The 18,187-nt window shown below is 30.9% G+C and carries 18 protein-coding genes and 2 riboswitches; of the genes, 2 read left to right on the top strand and 16 right to left on the bottom strand.

Annotated features, from left to right (window positions below; all coding sequences use genetic code 11):
• Window positions 1-280 precede the first annotated feature (280 nt).
• The 5 genes from COE53_RS15800 to COE53_RS15780 form a co-directional block, all read right to left on the bottom strand.
• Window positions 281-937 (bottom strand): CBS domain-containing protein, encoded by a 657-nt coding sequence (locus COE53_RS15800; protein WP_069031849.1) that lies wholly within the window; start codon window positions 935-937, stop codon window positions 281-283.
• Window positions 938-1,035: 98 nt separating this feature from the next.
• On the bottom strand, window positions 1,036-1,653 hold the full coding sequence (locus COE53_RS15795) for a LysM peptidoglycan-binding domain-containing protein (protein WP_069031848.1): 618 nt from the start codon (window positions 1,651-1,653) through the stop codon (window positions 1,036-1,038).
• On the bottom strand, window positions 1,650-2,234 hold the full coding sequence (locus COE53_RS15790; RefSeq protein ID WP_069031847.1) for a CPBP family intramembrane glutamic endopeptidase: 585 nt from the start codon (window positions 2,232-2,234) through the stop codon (window positions 1,650-1,652). Before COE53_RS15790 ends, COE53_RS15795 begins: the two co-directional genes overlap by 4 nt.
• Window positions 2,235-2,243: 9 nt before the next feature.
• Window positions 2,244-3,761: a RecQ family ATP-dependent DNA helicase gene (locus COE53_RS15785; RefSeq protein WP_069031846.1), complete on the bottom strand. Its 1,518-nt coding sequence runs from the start codon at window positions 3,759-3,761 to the stop codon at window positions 2,244-2,246.
• Window positions 3,748-4,821 (bottom strand): YpbB family protein, encoded by a 1,074-nt coding sequence (locus tag COE53_RS15780; protein ID WP_069031845.1) that lies wholly within the window; start codon window positions 4,819-4,821, stop codon window positions 3,748-3,750. The genes COE53_RS15785 and COE53_RS15780 overlap by 14 nt, the downstream gene beginning before the upstream one ends.
• A 320-nt stretch (window positions 4,822-5,141) precedes the next feature.
• Between COE53_RS15780 and COE53_RS15775 the strand changes: the two genes are divergently transcribed.
• Both COE53_RS15775 and COE53_RS15770 read left to right on the top strand, forming a co-directional pair.
• A complete protein-coding gene (locus COE53_RS15775) occupies window positions 5,142-5,390 on the top strand; it encodes a ferredoxin (protein WP_025672247.1) in 249 nt (82 codons plus the stop codon).
• Between the two features lie 296 nt (window positions 5,391-5,686).
• Complete coding sequence (locus COE53_RS15770) at window positions 5,687-6,220, top strand: YpiB family protein (protein WP_069031844.1); 534 nt, start codon at window positions 5,687-5,689, stop codon at window positions 6,218-6,220.
• 131 nt (window positions 6,221-6,351) lie between these two features.
• Here COE53_RS15770 and COE53_RS15765 read toward each other — a convergent pair whose 3' ends face one another.
• The 11 genes from COE53_RS15765 to resB form a co-directional block, all read right to left on the bottom strand.
• Complete coding sequence (locus COE53_RS15765; RefSeq protein WP_069031843.1) at window positions 6,352-6,921, bottom strand: ECF transporter S component; 570 nt, start codon at window positions 6,919-6,921, stop codon at window positions 6,352-6,354.
• Between the two features lie 219 nt (window positions 6,922-7,140).
• Window positions 7,141-7,277, bottom strand: a riboswitch (FMN riboswitch).
• 63 nt (window positions 7,278-7,340) lie between these two features.
• Complete coding sequence (locus tag COE53_RS15760; RefSeq protein ID WP_069031842.1) at window positions 7,341-8,249, bottom strand: phosphotransferase; 909 nt, start codon at window positions 8,247-8,249, stop codon at window positions 7,341-7,343.
• A gap of 145 nt (window positions 8,250-8,394) precedes the next feature.
• The gene (locus COE53_RS24040; RefSeq protein WP_175403423.1) at window positions 8,395-8,541 is read right to left on the bottom strand and encodes a hypothetical protein; all 147 of its coding nucleotides are present in this window, start codon (window positions 8,539-8,541) and stop codon (window positions 8,395-8,397) included.
• Window positions 8,542-8,828: 287 nt separating this feature from the next.
• Entirely contained in the window at window positions 8,829-9,398 is a 570-nt protein-coding gene (locus COE53_RS15755; protein WP_069031841.1) for a cob(I)yrinic acid a,c-diamide adenosyltransferase, read from the bottom strand.
• 29 nt (window positions 9,399-9,427) lie between these two features.
• Window positions 9,428-10,213, bottom strand: a complete 786-nt coding sequence (locus COE53_RS15750) for an ABC transporter ATP-binding protein (protein ID WP_069031840.1) — start codon at window positions 10,211-10,213, stop codon at window positions 9,428-9,430.
• A complete protein-coding gene (locus COE53_RS15745; protein ID WP_069031839.1) occupies window positions 10,210-11,262 on the bottom strand; it encodes a FecCD family ABC transporter permease in 1,053 nt (350 codons plus the stop codon). The genes COE53_RS15750 and COE53_RS15745 overlap by 4 nt, the downstream gene beginning before the upstream one ends.
• Window positions 11,228-12,187 carry an ABC transporter substrate-binding protein gene (locus COE53_RS15740; RefSeq protein ID WP_069031838.1) on the bottom strand — a complete coding sequence of 320 codons (960 nt, stop codon included), beginning with the start codon at window positions 12,185-12,187 and terminating at the stop codon, window positions 11,228-11,230. Before COE53_RS15740 ends, COE53_RS15745 begins: the two co-directional genes overlap by 35 nt.
• Window positions 12,188-12,310: 123 nt before the next feature.
• Window positions 12,311-12,483, bottom strand: a riboswitch (cobalamin riboswitch).
• A gap of 172 nt (window positions 12,484-12,655) precedes the next feature.
• Window positions 12,656-14,416, bottom strand: a complete 1,761-nt coding sequence (locus tag COE53_RS15735; RefSeq protein ID WP_098948371.1) for an ATP-binding protein — start codon at window positions 14,414-14,416, stop codon at window positions 12,656-12,658.
• Complete coding sequence (locus COE53_RS15730) at window positions 14,416-15,135, bottom strand: response regulator transcription factor (RefSeq protein ID WP_025672290.1); 720 nt, start codon at window positions 15,133-15,135, stop codon at window positions 14,416-14,418. Before COE53_RS15730 ends, COE53_RS15735 begins: the two co-directional genes overlap by 1 nt.
• 234 nt (window positions 15,136-15,369) lie before the next feature.
• The gene (gene ccsB, locus COE53_RS15725) at window positions 15,370-16,536 is read right to left on the bottom strand and encodes a c-type cytochrome biogenesis protein CcsB (protein WP_069031836.1); all 1,167 of its coding nucleotides are present in this window, start codon (window positions 16,534-16,536) and stop codon (window positions 15,370-15,372) included.
• Between the two features lie 20 nt (window positions 16,537-16,556).
• Window positions 16,557-18,173: a cytochrome c biogenesis protein ResB gene (resB, locus tag COE53_RS15720; protein ID WP_069031835.1), complete on the bottom strand. Its 1,617-nt coding sequence runs from the start codon at window positions 18,171-18,173 to the stop codon at window positions 16,557-16,559.
• Window positions 18,174-18,187 lie beyond the last annotated feature (14 nt).

Genomic DNA, 18,187 nt, shown 5'->3' with positions numbered 1-18,187 from the left:
TTAACCCATCAACAAAGTAAATGTCAGCTTAATTCTCTATTTTTACTTCATTTTTAAAAATCAATTTATCTATTTCTTTTTTTCATTATACAAAAACTAGTAGAAATTGAAAAATTTTAAACAACAAAAAAACTTATATCCATTAATACAAAATGGGCATAAGTTTTTAATTTGAGTGAAATATGGTTTAATCGTTCCAAAAGTCTATTTTCGTATACGCAAAATAATATCATTTATGAGTAAGTAGTAAGATAAAATAGCAAAAACCGGTTTAACAATATTAGTGTTTAACTGTTGAATTTTCTATTTCATTCGTAACAGATACAATTCTAAGACCAAGCTCTTCAAATTTACGTAAAATTTTATCGATATTTTTATTATCATCTATTTTTAAGACAATTCTTCTTAATAAATGATCTTTTGAATCAAAAGTTACGAGCGAAATTATATTAATCCTAAAATGGTGAAGATAATCAAGTGATCTTGCTAATTGACCTTCCTTCTCCATACTTGTCATTGAAATTCTTATTCCTCGACAGTCCTTTCCTAGAACTTCTTGAAAAATCTCAATTACATCATATCTTATCACTAGTCCAACAAAATTTCTCTCATCATCAACTACCGCAATTGATGGATATTTTTTTAACGAATTCATTGTATCTTCAAATGGCTCATCTGTTTTAACACAAATTGTTTGGTGTGTAGCTATTTCACCTATCTTGAGATTCTTAACATATTCTTCTTTAGGTAATTTACTAAAAAAGCATCTTTTAAAAATCTCTGCTTGTGAAATCATTCCAACATATTTATTTCCTGATAATACAGGAACACTATCAATTTGCTTTTCCAATAGGAGATTAATTGCACATTCTACAGTATCATTTGATTGAATTGTAATTACTTGATGGTTATGAAGCATTCGATGTTTCGCTAACATACTTTAACACTCCCCTTCCCTCTATTTATAACATAGATAAGAAGGATTCAATCAAAGCAATTTTGTCTAGATTTCGAATTTCAATTCCCTATTTAACATTATTTATCCACATCAACATTTAATGGGATTTTTAATATCTGGCCGGGCGTCACTTCGATCCCATTTAAATGATTTGCATCTTGAATAATTTCTTCCCCATCACGATTACCATAATATTTCATTGAAATAGTAAATAATGTTTCTCCTCTTTGAACTTCGTGATTAACCTCTTCCACTCCTACAGATTCACTTGAATCTGATTTGGGTTTTACTACATTTTTCATCTCATTTTTGATTGGAGCTTTTTTCTGAGATTCATTCTTATTTTGGTTTTTTAAATGATTGGTAGCAGTTAATTCAACTTTTTCAAATTTATTTGAAGGAATGATTAAGCTTCCTTTTTCAGTAAAAATTTTATCGTATTTACTATGTACAAACTTCACTACTCCAAATGGTAGCATGATAAAGATTATGACTAAAGCAGTGATTAAAGGATACTTTATTTTCCACCAAGGTCTTCGTTGATCCTCTTTTATTTTCATTGTTTCACTTCTTGGTGGAAGATTTAACAAATCAACAGCTTTATTTTGATCATTTATTTTCTTATTTTTAAATTTCTTATTTTTATTCTTTCGACTTAAGTCAGCTATACTATTAGTCTGAAACTCATTTTTCATTCTTTGTCTTCACTTTCCAAACTTAATTTCATATACATTCCTAAAACATAATCTAAGATAAAATGTGCGATAAATACTATAACAATATTATTTGTCTTCAAATACAAATAACCTAAGAAAAAACTTTCAATTAATACAATTGTAAGTAAAATCGGTTTTTTCACATATCGAAAATGAACTAAAGCGAATACAACTGATGCAATAATTAGTCCAAATTTTGCTTGAATAAATCCTCTAAAAAATAATTCTTCTGATAATGCGATTAAGATACAAAGTATTGTCATTTCAGGAACTGAAAGTGACGTAAAGAATCTTTTATTAAATCCACCATCATCCAACAAACGCTCGGGGATCATATAATTTAATAAAATATTAAATAGGACGAGTGAAAATCCAGCACCGAATCCATATATATATGTTTTATAACTTTTAAATAAATGTAAATCATCTATAAATTTTTCTGTACCAATAAAAAAAGCAATACATAAAATAGCGATTACTAAAATGATTAACTGCGTACCATATACGCTTTTCTTCAAATAGTTAACTGGAATTTCTTGTTGGTTTAATTCGCTTTCCATATAGATTCCTCACAGCCCCAATTTATTTCTTAATTCTTGTTCCCATGAAAGTACATTAGTTTTTTCAAATTTCTCATGATCATTTGAGCAGTACTCTTCAAACGATAAACCACAAATGTTACAACAATTTATTGGTCTCTGTTCTAACATTTCATCAAAAAGTAAAAGATATTTTTCACGATAACAAGTGGATGAAGATAGAAAATCGATCATCGCTTTGAGTTTTAAATATTTTACTTTTTTCCGCTCCGAAATTAACTCTTTAATCGATTCTAATAAGTCATGATTTATTTTTTCTAAATATAACGTATCATCTACGATTACAGTATATTTAAGCATTTCAGAATGCAGCGTCGTCCACTGTATTTCACTAAATTGAAAAACTGCTTTCCAATTATTCACGAGTGTTTCAGACAATTTAATCGGATTTTCTTCGAATCTTTTTAAATAGGCTAGAAAAGACTCAACTTGATTTACAGAAAGGATTTCGTCATCAATTAGCCTTAGTGGTAACTCATGATCCTCTTCACAAACAAGTAGTATTGCTATACTTGGCTGACCATCTCGGCCGGCTCGTCCAATTTCTTGAAGATAATTCTCTATATTTGAAGGATACTGATAATGAATGACAAACCTTACGTTTGGCTTATTGATCCCCATACCAAAAGCACTAGTACAAACTATGATATCTATTTGATTTTGAATAAATTGTTGTTGAATTAAAATTCTTTGTTCATGCTCCATTCCACCATGATAATAAGCGACTTTGCAATTTAACTTTTCTCTTATGGTATGTGAAATTTTCTCGCATGCAGCTCTTGTACCACAATAAACGATGCCTGGACCTGTTAATTTAGAAAGATGGTCAGTTAAAGAATTGATTTTTTCTATTTCCGAATCTACTTTTTCAATTTGAATTGCTATGTTCTCTCTATTAACAGAATTGATATATTTTTGAACATGTTTTAACTGTAAAGTTTCGATTATTTCTTCCCGCACATTTTTGCTAGCTGTAGCGGTTAAAGCTAAAACCGTCGGATTATTCAATTTACGCTTTATTTCCCCTAAAGTTTTATATTCTGGTCTAAAATCATGCCCCCACTGTGATATACAATGTGCTTCATCAACAACAAATAACGAAATTCTAGACGTAGAAAGCTTGTGAATTAAAAATTGGTTTTGTAACATTTCAGGCGAAACGAAAATAAACTTATAACTGCTAATATTATTAAATAAATATTTTTTTTGCTCAAAACTTCTAAAGCTATTAAGTGCAATAACTCGTTTATCTCCAAATGCTTTAATCTGCTCTACTTGATCCTCCATAAGAGAAAGTAATGGTGAAACGATTACTACAACGCCTGGCAATAGTAGGCCTGTTAATTGATATAATAATGATTTCCCCCCACCTGTAGGAAGCATTGCTAAAACATCCTTCGAGTTTAACAAATCATGAATAATTTCTTTTTGGTTATTTCGAAAACTTGAATAACCGAATTTTTCGTATAGAAGTTTATTTAGGTCCATGTAAATCACCCATTCTTGCAAGAGTAATACGAATTTGAAAATATGTTACCTCATTTAATAAAGCTTCTTTAATAATTTTTAATTTCCTTGTATTTAGTTCAATAATTTTATTTTTTATTAAAGTAAATTGCTTTGTTGTAATAAATTGATTAATTGGAAATAATTTATCACCTAATACACACTCAACTATATGATCCTCTATTGTACTAATCTTTAACTGACGAATCTTTGCTATTTCTTGAATTGTTTTACCTTCAGTAAATAATCGTTTTGTTTCAATAGACGTATTCGTAATATTAGTACTTTTAGCTCCAATAACAAATTTACTTAATAAAGGATAATGATTGTTTGGTTCAAGTAAAATAGTGATCATATGATGCAATGTATTAATCGAATTGAGATAAATTTTTTCAACACTCACTTTGTGTTCTAATGCAATTTGTTCAAAAGTCATGCCATAAGTATTTGCTCCAGATAATCGTTTCACAAATAGTAATGCGTCTTCGTCACTAATATTTTCTAAAATTGTATGCAATTCTTTGTAAAATTGATTAACTAATTCGTTTTTATTCACAGGAAAATTAAGAATCTCATTTTTTACCCATTCTTGTATATCTTGGTCTTGAATAACTGCCCTAAAATATTTTAAATTCATATTCAGATTGGACACCGTTTGAAAAAATAATGAAAATCTTTTCCAAAATATCTTTTGAATACTAGAAAATTTTAGTCCGTTTAAAAATGTATATTCCATAAACTGTAATTTTTGATTTGCTAGATAAGCTTGACCATTTTTATTTAACAAATAGATATTCTTATTTTCAGACTGACCTATATACCCTTTAACCTCTAACCCATTTATAATTTCTTGCATATTCTGATGAGTAAGGAAATGAAAAAGTCCGAAAAATGATGTGACTTGATAAAAATGAGAATCTTGAATAATTTGAGCACTTTGTTTTCCTTTTAATAAATACAGTATACCTTGGATTGTTCGTTCACCATTATATCGATGAAGTAAAAAAAGGATGATTTCTTCCAATATTGATAGCTTAAACATCATAAACCTCTCAAATAAAATTATTCCATTAATATATTTAAATATTTTTTCGAATAATAATTAGTAGTACAAAAATATTTGTGCATTTTTTCTAAATAGTTTTTATTTCTTCTAGCTTATCATATGTATCAATAACCAAACCATTTTAAACATATAAAAATCATTATTTATTTTATTTGAGGTTTCATCATTTCTCGTTTTTTTCAAAACCTTGTACAATTATATTGAAAAGTTTTGGAAACCGTTTTAAAATGTTTACAGGTACATTACAAAAATAGTATCTGTAACATAAACAGGGAATAATTTGGGAGGTCAATACAATGGCAAAATATACAATCGTTGATAAAGACACTTGTATCGCATGTGGCGCTTGTGGCGCAGCTGCACCTGATATCTATGACTATGATGATGAAGGGATCGCATACGTTACTCTAGATGATAACCAAGGAATCGTTGAAATTCCGGACGTTTTAGTTGATGACATGATGGATGCATTTGAAGGATGCCCAACAGACTCAATCAAAGTTGCTGACGAAGCATTCGATGGCGACGCTTTAAAATTCGAATAGTAAAAACTGCGGCGAAGTTATTTCGTCGCTTTTTTATTTATAAAAAAAAAACACGAGCTATCCGTATTGCTCGTGTTTTTTAATATGCGCCTTGAATTAGTTCATTAAGAAAATGTTATAGAAACATTCATTTTTGTCTTCTGTTTTGAGCCACGATATTTTTGAATTCGATCAAAACATACATAAGACAGTGTGCCAAATTGTTGTGATGAGGCTAATTATTTCCTTATTTTACATATTCAGAATTATCTAATAAATTGCTATAATAAATAAAACATCATGAGAGGATGAACAGCATGGAACAGATGACAGTTACCGAGAAAAAGACGTTTTTAAACAAGTTCTTAGAGAAAAAACAGGTAAAAAAAGACATCGAATTGATATTACAATTTCTCCTTGCTGTTGATGATGTACTTACAAACATCTCGTTTGTAGAGGATGCAAAGAGTACACCAAATGGCATTGTCTTTAATTTTCGAAAGGATAACAACTCCCACCCTCCGTTTTCTTATTATGAAAATAATAAGAGAGTCGATCTTTCGTCGGAATCGATTTACCATAAACTTCGCTTGCATGGGAAGGAAACAAAGTTTTATCTTGAGTTGATATTTGATGTGATGCCGATCGAGTACGCTTTGATCTTAGATACTAATCCGTTTTCGACAACTACCATTGAATCAAATGAGGAAGTTCAAGCAGAAATCGATGCGTTTCTTTCATCGCTTGTAGCTCAAACTTCGCATAAACTTCTGATATGTCAAATCGACAAAGCACTTGATGAACGCAATGAACAACTGTTTCTTTTGTTAACTTCCCAGTTAAAAAATTAACAACTAAACCATCTATCATTCGATAGATGGTTCTCTTTTTTTCTCCTATAAAATAAATATGATCTTTTCATTCAAATTAGGTACATAAAACAAAAAGTGTCTACCAAAATTTAGTAGACACTTTCATTTATTTATACGTTATGGACATTCATTCTTTGAGTTAACCAAACCTTTAATTTAGGGTAGATAACTAAGAATAAGATCATGATTAATAAACCTTTAATTGCATTAAATGGCATAATTGAAGCAACAATTACTTCATTTGGTAGGTTAAAATTCATGAAATGTGCATATGCAGGTAATAACACAAAATAATTTAAAAGACTTAATATTCCAGTCATCACTACTGTACCAACAATTAATCCAAGAGTTAACCCTCTTACTGAACGATATTTTCTAAAGAAATACGACGCAGGTAAAATGTATAATACTCCCGCACTAAAATTAGCAAATTCTCCAATCGGTACACCAGTCATACTACCATTAATAACATAATGAAGGATGTTTTTTATTAACTCTATTCCTATTCCTGCTACAGGACCAAAAACAATTGCTCCTATTAATGCTGGAACGTCACTAAAATCAATTGTAAGCCAAACTGGAAATGCAGGAAGTGGAAAGTACAGCATCATGAGTACATAAGAAATACTGCTAAGCATTGCCACTATCACCATTTTATTTACTTTGTTGCGTTGTTGCATATTACCTCTCTCCTTTTTCCCGATCATATCAAGAAAAATGAAAGGTTCGCTTAAGTTGCGTTATTATTTGCACAGATTATAATAAGGCCGAAATAATAATGAAAAATAGTATAAAATTATGCAAATAAAATAAAATCCCCTATTTTTTTCGAAATAGGGGAGAATTTTTCAGCACGCCAAATAAGCGTTCAAAAAGAAAAAATTTTTGAACTTGCGAACCTCCATCTTCTCCCATCCAGACTATACTGTCGGCTCTAGAATCGCACTAGATCCTGCCCAAAAAATCAGGCTCGCGGGCTTATAAGCAATGCTTAATTACCGCCGGTGGGGAATTTCGCCCCGCCCCGAAGATAGATCGTTTATTAAATTACAGTTTAATGTTACTAAATTAAATACAGTTTGTAAATAAAAATCTCCGACTAATCATTTAAAGCATTACTTAGGTTTTCTTGACAAAAACTTACTAACGACTCATCTCTTTGATCGTTTGCATATAACAACAGAACAACTGTTGTAAAGACAGCTCTAAACTGTGCAAGTTTCTTTGACGCTTCCGATACATTACCATAAATCTCAAAAAACTCCCCTCTCATATCGTTCGGAATTAGACTATAAACAATGGATAAATCTAATTCACGATTACCAATATGAGCATCACCCCAATCAATAATTCCTTTAAGTTGGTTTTGTTCATTAACAATCATATTCTTAAAATGTAAATCACCATGAACAAGAACTAAAGTTGTCTCACTTTTAATTTCAACTAAGCTTTCAATAAAATGATTAAGTTTCTGTTCATCTTCAATTAGATTCTTCTGTATTGCCTGTTGAATATATTTTTTAGCCTGAGGTTTACGGAAGTTTATATCTAATCTCTTCAATTCATCATACGGTAAATTTATATCCTTTAATTCATCGAAATTTATTGAATGTAAATTTTTCAAGAAATTCGCGATTGGTTCAATCATTAATATTCTATCAGTTCTATTTAAATAAATTGGAGGTTTTCCTGCAATAAAATTATATCCTAAAAATGGCCAAGGAAATAATTCAGATGGCTTTCCATCGAGTATTGGTACCGTTGTCTTCAATTCAAAATGATTAAATATAATTGGGAGTAACTTTCTTTCAACATTTAAAATTGCTACAGCTATTTCTCTTCGTGGAAATCTTAGTAAAATTTCATCGTTTAAACAAAAAACTGTATTATCAAACCCTTCGCCAATTTTTTTTATTCCGTTTATTTTTATATTTGGAAATTGGATCTTTATTATTTCTTTCGCTATTTCGTCTTCCATTACAATTGCTGGATCCCATATATTAGTCATTTTTTTCTCCTTAAAATTAAAAATAGAACTTCACATATAAATGTACTTTACCAAATTTATTAGTAAATTACATTTACATTAGAAGTTCTACAACTAATCTGTGCTTCAACCCTAATTATGAAACTTATAAATCCAAAATAAACGGCTAAGGATTTGAAACAATTTTTAATTCATGAAAATTTTTATCTAATATTATATCCTTTAATTTCTCTCGATTTCCACCGATAAATAAAAGACCAATCGTTAAAACAAACACAACAATCAACAAACATCTCCTAAGAAAATCAAACATTATTTGCCTCCTATCTAAAGAAATGTGAAAAGTGTTTAATCAGTCAAATAACTCGAGGACTGACCTTTAGTAATTTAGAAATAAATTGGACTAAGCGCTTAAATCAGACCCTAACTCTTTTTTATGTATATTACTTAAGATGAATTGAGCAATTCTAAAATATAAACGCCAAGAAGTACTTTTACTAAAACATACACTCAAACATTCTATGATAGAAAAAACTTATTTATACAAAAAAATAGCGATTGATTAGAAAAATTTAACTATTCAATCGCTATTTTTCTTATTTATTTTTTATCAGTTCGAAATACGATTGCTCCTCGTTCGTATTCAACATCCTTAATATTTAAACGTGTGTTGATTACCCTTGCAAGTGCAAAGAAATAATCAGATAGTCGATTTAAATATAAAAATACTGGAAGATGAATATTTTCTTGCTTCATTAATGTTACGACTGTTCTTTCTGCACGTCTCGTTACCGCTCTTGCTTGATGAATGATTGCAGCAGGTTTTGACCCACCTGGTAAAATAAAACGCTGTAATGGGGGAGTTGCTTCCATATATTCATCAATTAATGTTTCAAGCTCTTCTACCATTTTCTCTGTCGTTTTAAAAGGGATGCTATCCTTTACTACTGCCAAATCTCCACCGCAATCAAATAGTTCATGTTGGATCTTTTGAAGTGAATTGTAAATATCTCTTGTATCTTCATGATCTAAATATGTCATTGCGTACCCAACGATTGTATTTACTTCGTCAATTGTCCCGTAAGATTCTACCCTTAAATCATCTTTATCTACTCGTTTACCTACTAAGCTAGTTTGACCTTTATCCCCAGTTTTTGTATAAATTTTCATGAAAAACCTCTCCTTTTTTCAATATTAATTTACAATACATTACTTTTATAAATAATGACCTTTTTATTTGTTTCGGGATTATCTAATATTTGAAATGATGTGTCATATAAACCTTTTAATAAATCTTCACTTAAAACTGAATCTGTATTTCCTTCGATATAAATTTTTCCGTCCTTTAATCCTAATAATCGATCACAATAAAGACTTGCTAAATTTAAGTCATGAAAAACAGTTACAATCGTTTTATTCTCTTGTTTTTGTAATTCCTTTAAAACGTCTAAAATTTTAATAGTATGCATTAAATCTAGATGGTTACTTGGTTCGTCTAAAAAAATATATGGTGTTTCCTGAGCGAAGCATTGAGCAAGAAATACTCTTTGACGCTCACCACCACTAATTTCATTTATGAAGCTTTTTTCCATCTTCTCTGTACCAGTCATCATCATTGCATTATTGACAGCAGTTTCATCGATTGTGGACCAGCTAGGAAAAAAGGAATTCGAATGAGCAAGACGTCCAAGTTTAACTGTTTCTTTTACCTCATAAGAATATGTATAGGAATTTTGTTGTGATAAAACAGCAATCTTTTTTGCTATTTGTTTATTAGACATATTAGTAACAAATTCTCCATCCAACATTACATTTCCTTTAGACGGCTTAAAAAGTCCACAAAGAATATTTAAAAACGTTGACTTTCCACTCCCATTTGGACCAATAATTCCTAGCCATTCTCCTTGATTAATCGAATAAGACAGTTCATCCAAATCAGTATGAATCCCATCATATGAATATGAGATATCTTGACATTTGATCATACTTTTCCCCTATTTCTTTTCAAAGATAGTAAAATAAAAGCAAATATTGGAGCACCAATTAAAGATGTAATTACCCCAATTGGTAATTCTCTAGGAGCTAGAACAATCCTAGATAGAATGTCAGATCCAATTAAAAATATTGCTCCATTGATCATTGATAACGGGAGTAACTTTTTATGTAATGGCCCTACAAGTGTTCTAGTAAAATGCGGAACAACTAATCCTACAAATCCAATTGTTCCAGAAACAGCTACTGCTGCACCAGATAAAATACTACCTGTTAACAAAATTAAATAAGTGGATTTTTTCACATCAATTCCGATATGTTTTGCATTTGTACTACCAAATGTCATCGCATCTAACTGCCTATTTTGACTAAATAAAATAAAAAAAGAAACGATTAAAAACGGTAATAAACTTAGAGAGTATTGAATGCCTCTACCACTGATATTGCCCATTAACCATCCAATTACTGCTCGTAATTCATTATTTGAAAATGTAATAAATAATGATAACAATGCAGAACAAAATGAACTGATTATGATACCACCTAATATTATTGTCTCTACATTTAGGGATCGATCTAGTTTTCTAACAAATAATAATAATAAGATGAGTGTGCCAAACCCAAATAATATACTAACTACAGGCAATGTGAAATAAGTTACAAAAGGTAAGCTTATTTGGAAAAACAAAACTACAACAGCTCCAACAGATGCACCTGAAGAAACACCTAATGTAAAAGGATCAGCTAATGGATTTTTAAGTATACCTTGAAATGCAACACCTGCCAAAGAAAGGCACGCACCGACTAATCCAGCTAACAAAACCCTTGGTACTCTTATATTCATGACAATTGTTTGAATATCAGTTGGAACATAATCTGTTTTAAATAGAGCATCCGAAAAGCTAGAAATAATCGAAGAAAAGGGAATCGATGTAGACCCTATCGAAACCCCTAAAATAAATAAAAAGATTAATAAGATAATTGGAATTAAAAAGATTGAATATGTATTATTTATAAAGCTCTGGGTAAACCGCCTTTGCAATTGCTTCGACTCCCTCTGCAAGTCTTGGACCAGGTCTAGATGTTGTATCTGAATTAACATCATATACACGGTGATTTTTAATTGCGTTTACTGTTTGCCAGTTTTTTCTAGCCATTACAGTTTTTTCTAGATTTGGTACATAATATCCATAAGTTGTTAAAATCACATCAGGATTCGCTTTAATCGCTGATTCCTCACTATACTTTACCCAACCTTTTTCACTTTCAGCTACGTTTTTAGCATGTACAATCGAAAGCATTTCATCTAGGAACGTACCTTTACCTGCTGTATATATTTCTGGTGGTCCTGATATTTCAAGCCAAACCTTTGGATTTGTAGTTGCTTTAGCTGTTTTTTTACTAATTTCATCTAATTTTGTTTTCATACCTGTTACAACTTTTTTCGATTGCTCAGTTTTTCCAGTTATTTCTCCAACTTGTTGAATTGTATCATACACATCATTAATAGTTGCAGCATTTTTTACGACAAAAACATTAATCCCAGCTTGTTTTATCTGTTCTAAACCGTCAGCAGAAATTCCTAAACTTGATTCATGTGCTAAAACTAAATCAGGTTTTAATGAAATAATTTTTTCAACATTATATGTCATATCAGCATTATTTCCGCCAACTTTATCAATTGATTTTACTTCTTTTGGATAATTGTCAAAATCCGTTACCCCTACTACATCCTTGCCATCACCAATAGAAAACAAGATTTCTGTATTACTAGGTATAAGTGATACTATTCTTTTAGGTTCCTCTTTAAAGCTAACTTCTTTGTTCGTTGCATCTTTTACAGTCATTGGAAAAGTTGCTTGTTCACTCTTACTTACATTCGATTTTTTTTGTGTTGTATCATTATTACAACCAAATAATCCTAAACACAATAACATAATGATCAAACTTGATAAAAACTTCTTCATTTAAATCCTCCTAATAATTTGGAAAGCATAAAAAAACCCCATTCGTTTTGAACGGGGCTGAAACAACATATTTATACAAGAAGTCTTGCAACTGCTGCTTCAAATTCTTACTCCCCGAAGAATTGAACAAGGATGAATTTAGCAGGTCTACTGACTTTGCTTCAACCTACTCCGACCTTCCCATTCATAAAGAACAGTGGCTATTCGTTTCGTCCACATTACAGTTGCGGGGACAGTTCTGGATTATACCAGATTCCCTTTTAAGCAATACTTGCACTAAACTCATCAATATTTCATTAATTCAATCGTAAGATAAATTGGGTAAGAATTCAATTATTTTATTTATATGTTTATTATTTTACTAACCTTTGATATGTTTTTTTGTGTGTTTAGCAGAGTTTTTGTCTCTAAACTTAATGGAAATATGTTTTATATGAAACAAGATTACTCTACATCTTTTTCGTTCATTCATAAATTATGCGGAATTTTAACTTTAAATGTCGTTCCTTGTCCTACTTCACTATAGACCTGAATCGATCCACCATGTGCTGTTACAATATTTTTAACGATTGATAATCCTAAACCCGTTCCACTTCTACCTCTTGTACGAGCTTTATCCGCTTTATAAAAACGTTCAAATACAAATGGTAAATCTTCTTTTGAAATCCCTGCACCTGAATCAATAAAATTAAATGTAGTTGATCGTTCATTTTGATTTACTGAAACAATTATTCTTCCATTTTCATTCGTATGTCTTATAGCATTATCAATTAAATTTGTAAAAACCTGTTCCATTCGATCCTCATCTATGTATATATTTATTTGTGGAATGTTGTCGATTTCTCCAAATAGCTTAATATTTTTTTCCTTTGCTAAACCTTTAAACTTACGTAAAATTCGATCTACAAATTGTACTAGAGGAACGAACTCTCTATTTAATTCAGTAAATCCGTTCTCCATTCTTGCTAAATCTAACAAATCATTTACTAATCGACCCATTCTAAGTGACTCATCATAAATGATTTGTGACAATTCTTGCATCTCTTCTTTGGATTCAGCTACACCATCAACAATCGCTTCGCTATAACCTTGTAATAAAGAAATAGGCGTACGTAGTTCATGAGAAACATGCGCTATAAAATCTTTTCTCATCTTTTCTAAACGTCTTTGTTCTGTAACATCCCGAATCACCGCTACAACGCCTCTTATATTCGTTTGATTATATAGGGGGGACATTAAAACTTGCCAATTGCCTTGATCGAAATTTAATTCTATAAATTGCTTTTTCTCACTTTCGACTACTAATACAAATAAATCTAATAGTTCCTTCGTTAAAACAAGTGAAGAAGGTTCTTCAAATTGATCATCATTAAGCATTTTCAAAAAGCGTTCAGCTGGTGGATTTGATGTCACGATTTCACCTTCTTTATCAATCGAAATTACACCATCTACCATACTTGTAATAATATTAGAAACTTTCTCCTTCTCTTGTTTTAATGCATTCATATTAAAATTTAATTGTTTACTCATCTTGTTAAATGAATAGGCAAGTTCTCCAATTTCATCACTTGAATGGATTGGTACTTTCACATTAAAATCCCCTGAAGTCATACTACTTACAACTTCTTTCATCTTTCTAAGAGGTGCTGTAATTTTAGAAGAAAGAAAGAATGAGAAAAATGTTGTTAACACGATTCCAATAGATGCCGCGAGCAAGACAAAGTTAGTCGTTTGGTGAATCATCACTTTTACAGGTTGTAATGTTTGGTATATAAATACAGCTCCATTATTGGAGTTTGTATGTAATGGAACACCTACAACTAATTTTTCTCTCTCACTATTTTCACCATATACAAGTCTTTTACTGACCTCTTTATTATCAGTTAACGTTTTACTTAAATTTTCATCACTTTTTATTTCTTTAAAAGGTAGCTCCTGTATTCCATAAGTATTATTCGAATACCATGGCTCTTGACCGTCAATAGAAATGATTACTCTTGAATATCTACTAACAATATTATTTGATAAATACTCAATATTGGAGATTGATTGACCATTTTCTATTAATTGTGCAATTTTTGTGGCATCATCTTTCATATTTTGTACTTGAAGGTCAATATAAAATTTTTCAAAAAATCCTATTAAGACAAAGGTCAAGAATGATAATACAAGAGAGACTAGTAAGATAATTGTCAGCCAAAGCTTTCCGACTAAACTTCTTACGATCATTACTCCTGACCTACTTCAAATTTATAACCGACACCCCAAACCGTGACGATCATTTTCGCAGCATCCTCAGAGCTTTTACTTAATTTTTCTCTCAGTCGTTTTACATGTGTGTCTACGGTACGTAAATCTCCGAAAAAATCATATTGCCAAACTGATTTTAATAAGGTTTCACGATCAAATACTTTGTCAGGTGCTTTCGCTAAAAACAACAGTAGTTCGTATTCTTTTGGCGTTAAACTGATCTCTTCTCCTTCAACAATTACTTTATGAGCATCATTATCAATCGTTAGATGCGGAAACACAACGATATCCTTCGCTGAAGAATTGTCTGAGGTAAATACCGGTACAGGAGAAGAACGTCTTAATAGAGCTTTAACTCGAAGAACGACTTCACGCGGACTAAATGGCTTAACGATATAATCATCTGTACCAACTTCAAAACCTTGAACTCGGTTTGTTTCTTCACCTTTTGCCGTTAACATGATGACAGGAGTTGTTTTTGTTTTTCGTAATTCCCTACAAACTTCAATTCCATCAATTTTAGGCATCATCAAATCTAGTACGATTAAGGAATATTCATTCTTCAATGCTAAATTTAAAGCATCCTCGCCGTTTTCAGCTTCATCAATACTATAACCATCACGTTCCAAATACATCTTTAACAATCGTCTAATACGATCCTCATCATCTGCTATTAATATTTTTATATTTTGATCCATAATTTCGACCCCCTCTTCATAATTTTACATAATAAAAATTGTATATTCTAGTATAATTTGTGAACATTTTTACATAATTCTTAGAATTTATTATTTCCATAAAATAGTGAAAAAAAACTAGGAAGTAAGTGCACCATTTTTAAGGAACCACATTTAAATATATGTGAATCGAAAATATAAATTAGATAAAAAGCCCTGTAAAGGAAGGTTTATCCTTTACAGGGCTCTATTTAATTACGCATATGAGTGTAAGCCTGCAATGATTAAGTTAACAGCAATTAAGTTAAACATAATAATTGCAAATCCTAGTACGGCTAACCAAGCAGAATTTTCACCTTGCCAATTTCGTTTGAAACGAAGATGTAAGAACACTGCATAGAATAACCATGTTATTAATGCCCAATCCTCTTTTGGGTCCCAGCTCCAGAACTTTGTCCAAGCAATTTGAGCCCAAATCATTGCAAAGATTAGACCACCAAGTGTAAATACCGGAAAACCAATTGCTACAGCACGGTATCCGATTTCATCTAATAATTCACTATCGACTTTTTGTACAAAAGGCTGTAAAAATGCACCAATTCGTTTTCTTAAAATTAAACGGATGATTGCATATAATGCCGCTCCAGCAAAAATTGACCAAATTACAGTGTTTAATTTCTTAGCATTAACCATAGCTGGCACTTCTGCAAGGGCTTCAAAACGATCTTTTGTAGTCAATTCACCTTTATGTGGACCAACAATTGATGGTAGATTATAGACCATTTCTTCTTGTACTTTATCTTTATTAATCCAATTATATTTTGCTTCGTATCCAGATGCAGTAAATGCTGTTGAAATAACGACGAAACCAACAACAGTTACTAAGAAATATAAAACTGCTTCTAACCAAAATGTTTTCTTTGTTGATACTTTTTGATCGATATTCTTAATTAAATAAATTAGTCCTGTAATAAAACTAATAGCTAAAATTGCTTCCCCTAAAGCTGCTGTCGTTACATGGATATGTAACCAATAGCTTTTTAAAGATGGAACTAATGGTTTGATTTCATGTGGAAATACTGATGCATAAGCAATGATGATAATTGACAAAGGTAATGCGAATAATCCAATTATATTTAAACGATACATAAAATAAATCATGATAAACGCAAAAATTAACATCATTCCAAAGAATGTAATAAATTCAAATAGATTACTTACAGGTGCATGTCCAGCAGCAAACCATCTTAATATAAAATAAGTAATTTGCGATAAGAATCCAATTATTGTAATTGTAATTCCAATTGTACCCCATCTATTAGGACCATTATCATTTGTTTTCATCGAGCCGCCAAAAAAGAAAGTAGCTACAATATAACAAATAAACGCGATAAATAAAAAATTACTACTTAGCTCGTACATATTTTCCCCCTATTTAAACACTATTCATTAGCTTGTTGATCAATCGGCAATTCTATTTTTGTGTCTTTAAACACTTTCTTTAATTCCATCTTTAAACCATAATAGTTTTTATTTGTAAATGCCGCAACCCAAACTTCCCCATCTTGATTCTGAATCCAAACACGTCGGTGATACCAATACATACCTTGAATTACACCGATCATAAAGATTGCTCCTCCAAGTCCTAGTAACCAAAGAGTTAAATCTTTACGTACTGTTAAACCTGTTGAATCTTTTGTTTCAATACCTGCAAATGACATTTTATATTTGTTTTCACCATTTGGTTCAATATTTTGTTTGATCGCAACAAATGCTACTTCACCTTTTGGTGTTTTTGGAGTAGTCATTTTAAATACAAACGCTGGATTGTTCGGTTTTCTTGTTTTTGTATCAGGTTGACCATCAGAGTTAAAATAGAAATCTGGAAAATAATTTTTAAGTTCTACTTTATATCCATTTTTTAAGTCATATACTTCTTTAGGATTTTGTAAATCTACTGTGATTGGCCCTAATTTTTCACCTGTTTGTTTATTTTGTAATGTAAATAAAAATGCACTAAATTCACCAATTCGATAATCTACTTGATATAGAGCGAAGTTTTGGAACTTTAGAGGTTCGTTAACTTTAATACTATAATCTTTTACTTTTTTAAGTTTTGGATCTTCTCCTGGTATTAAATTTCCTTCGCGTTTATACAGCGTCACATCGGCTTGATAGTTTTTAGGAATTTTATCATTTCCAAAGCGCTCAATCGCTTTCTTATAAACCTTACCCTCTTTATCTTTATCATACGTTTCCATATGGAAATCATTTAATTTAATATAATAGTTTTGGTTTGTACCAACGACAGGTTTTAATTCGCCTTCTTGAACCCAAAGGGCCTTATCCATATACATGCCTGGTACATATCTCATCATTACACCAATAAGGAAGATAATTAACCCTATATGATTTACATATGGACCCCAACGAGAGAAACGACCTTTTTCTGCTAAGATATTGCCGTTTTCTTCACGAATTTTATAACCTCTTTTTCGTAAATTAACTTTAGCTTTTTCTATTTCGTCTGGAATATGTTCAACTCTACTAATTCCAAACATTTTTTGTCTTTTTAAAAAGTTTGGATGTCTAGTAACAGTTTGTTTGTTTAGAGCTTTATAGAGTGGTAAAATTCGATCTAAACTACAAATTACTAGTGAAATCCCAATCGATGCAACAAGTAACATGAACCACCAAGAGTTAAACGTATTATCCAAACCAATTGCATCGTATATTTTACCAAAGATGCCATATTCATCTTGATAATACGTTGCAGGATTCGCAGTAGGCGGTAGTAAATCTCTTTGCGGAAAAATAGTACCTAAAGCTGCTGCTACTAGTGTAATTAGGATGATTACAACCGCTACTTTTACAGATGAAAAAAACGTCCATATTTTATCTATATAAGTTTGATTATTAACGATCGATCTTCTAGCAGTCCCTTCATAGCGCATATCAAGTATATCGGTTGCTTTTTCATCTTGAGGTTTACCACATGACTCACATATTACAGTACCTACATGATTAAGATGACCACATTCACATTTAAAAGTCTCCATTTTATTTCCCCTTA

Source organism: Bacillus sp. AFS029533 (assembly GCF_002585125.1).
GTDB lineage: Bacteria > Bacillota > Bacilli > Bacillales > Bacillaceae_G > Gottfriedia > Gottfriedia luciferensis_B.
This window is presented reverse-complemented; position numbering and strand designations above follow the sequence as displayed.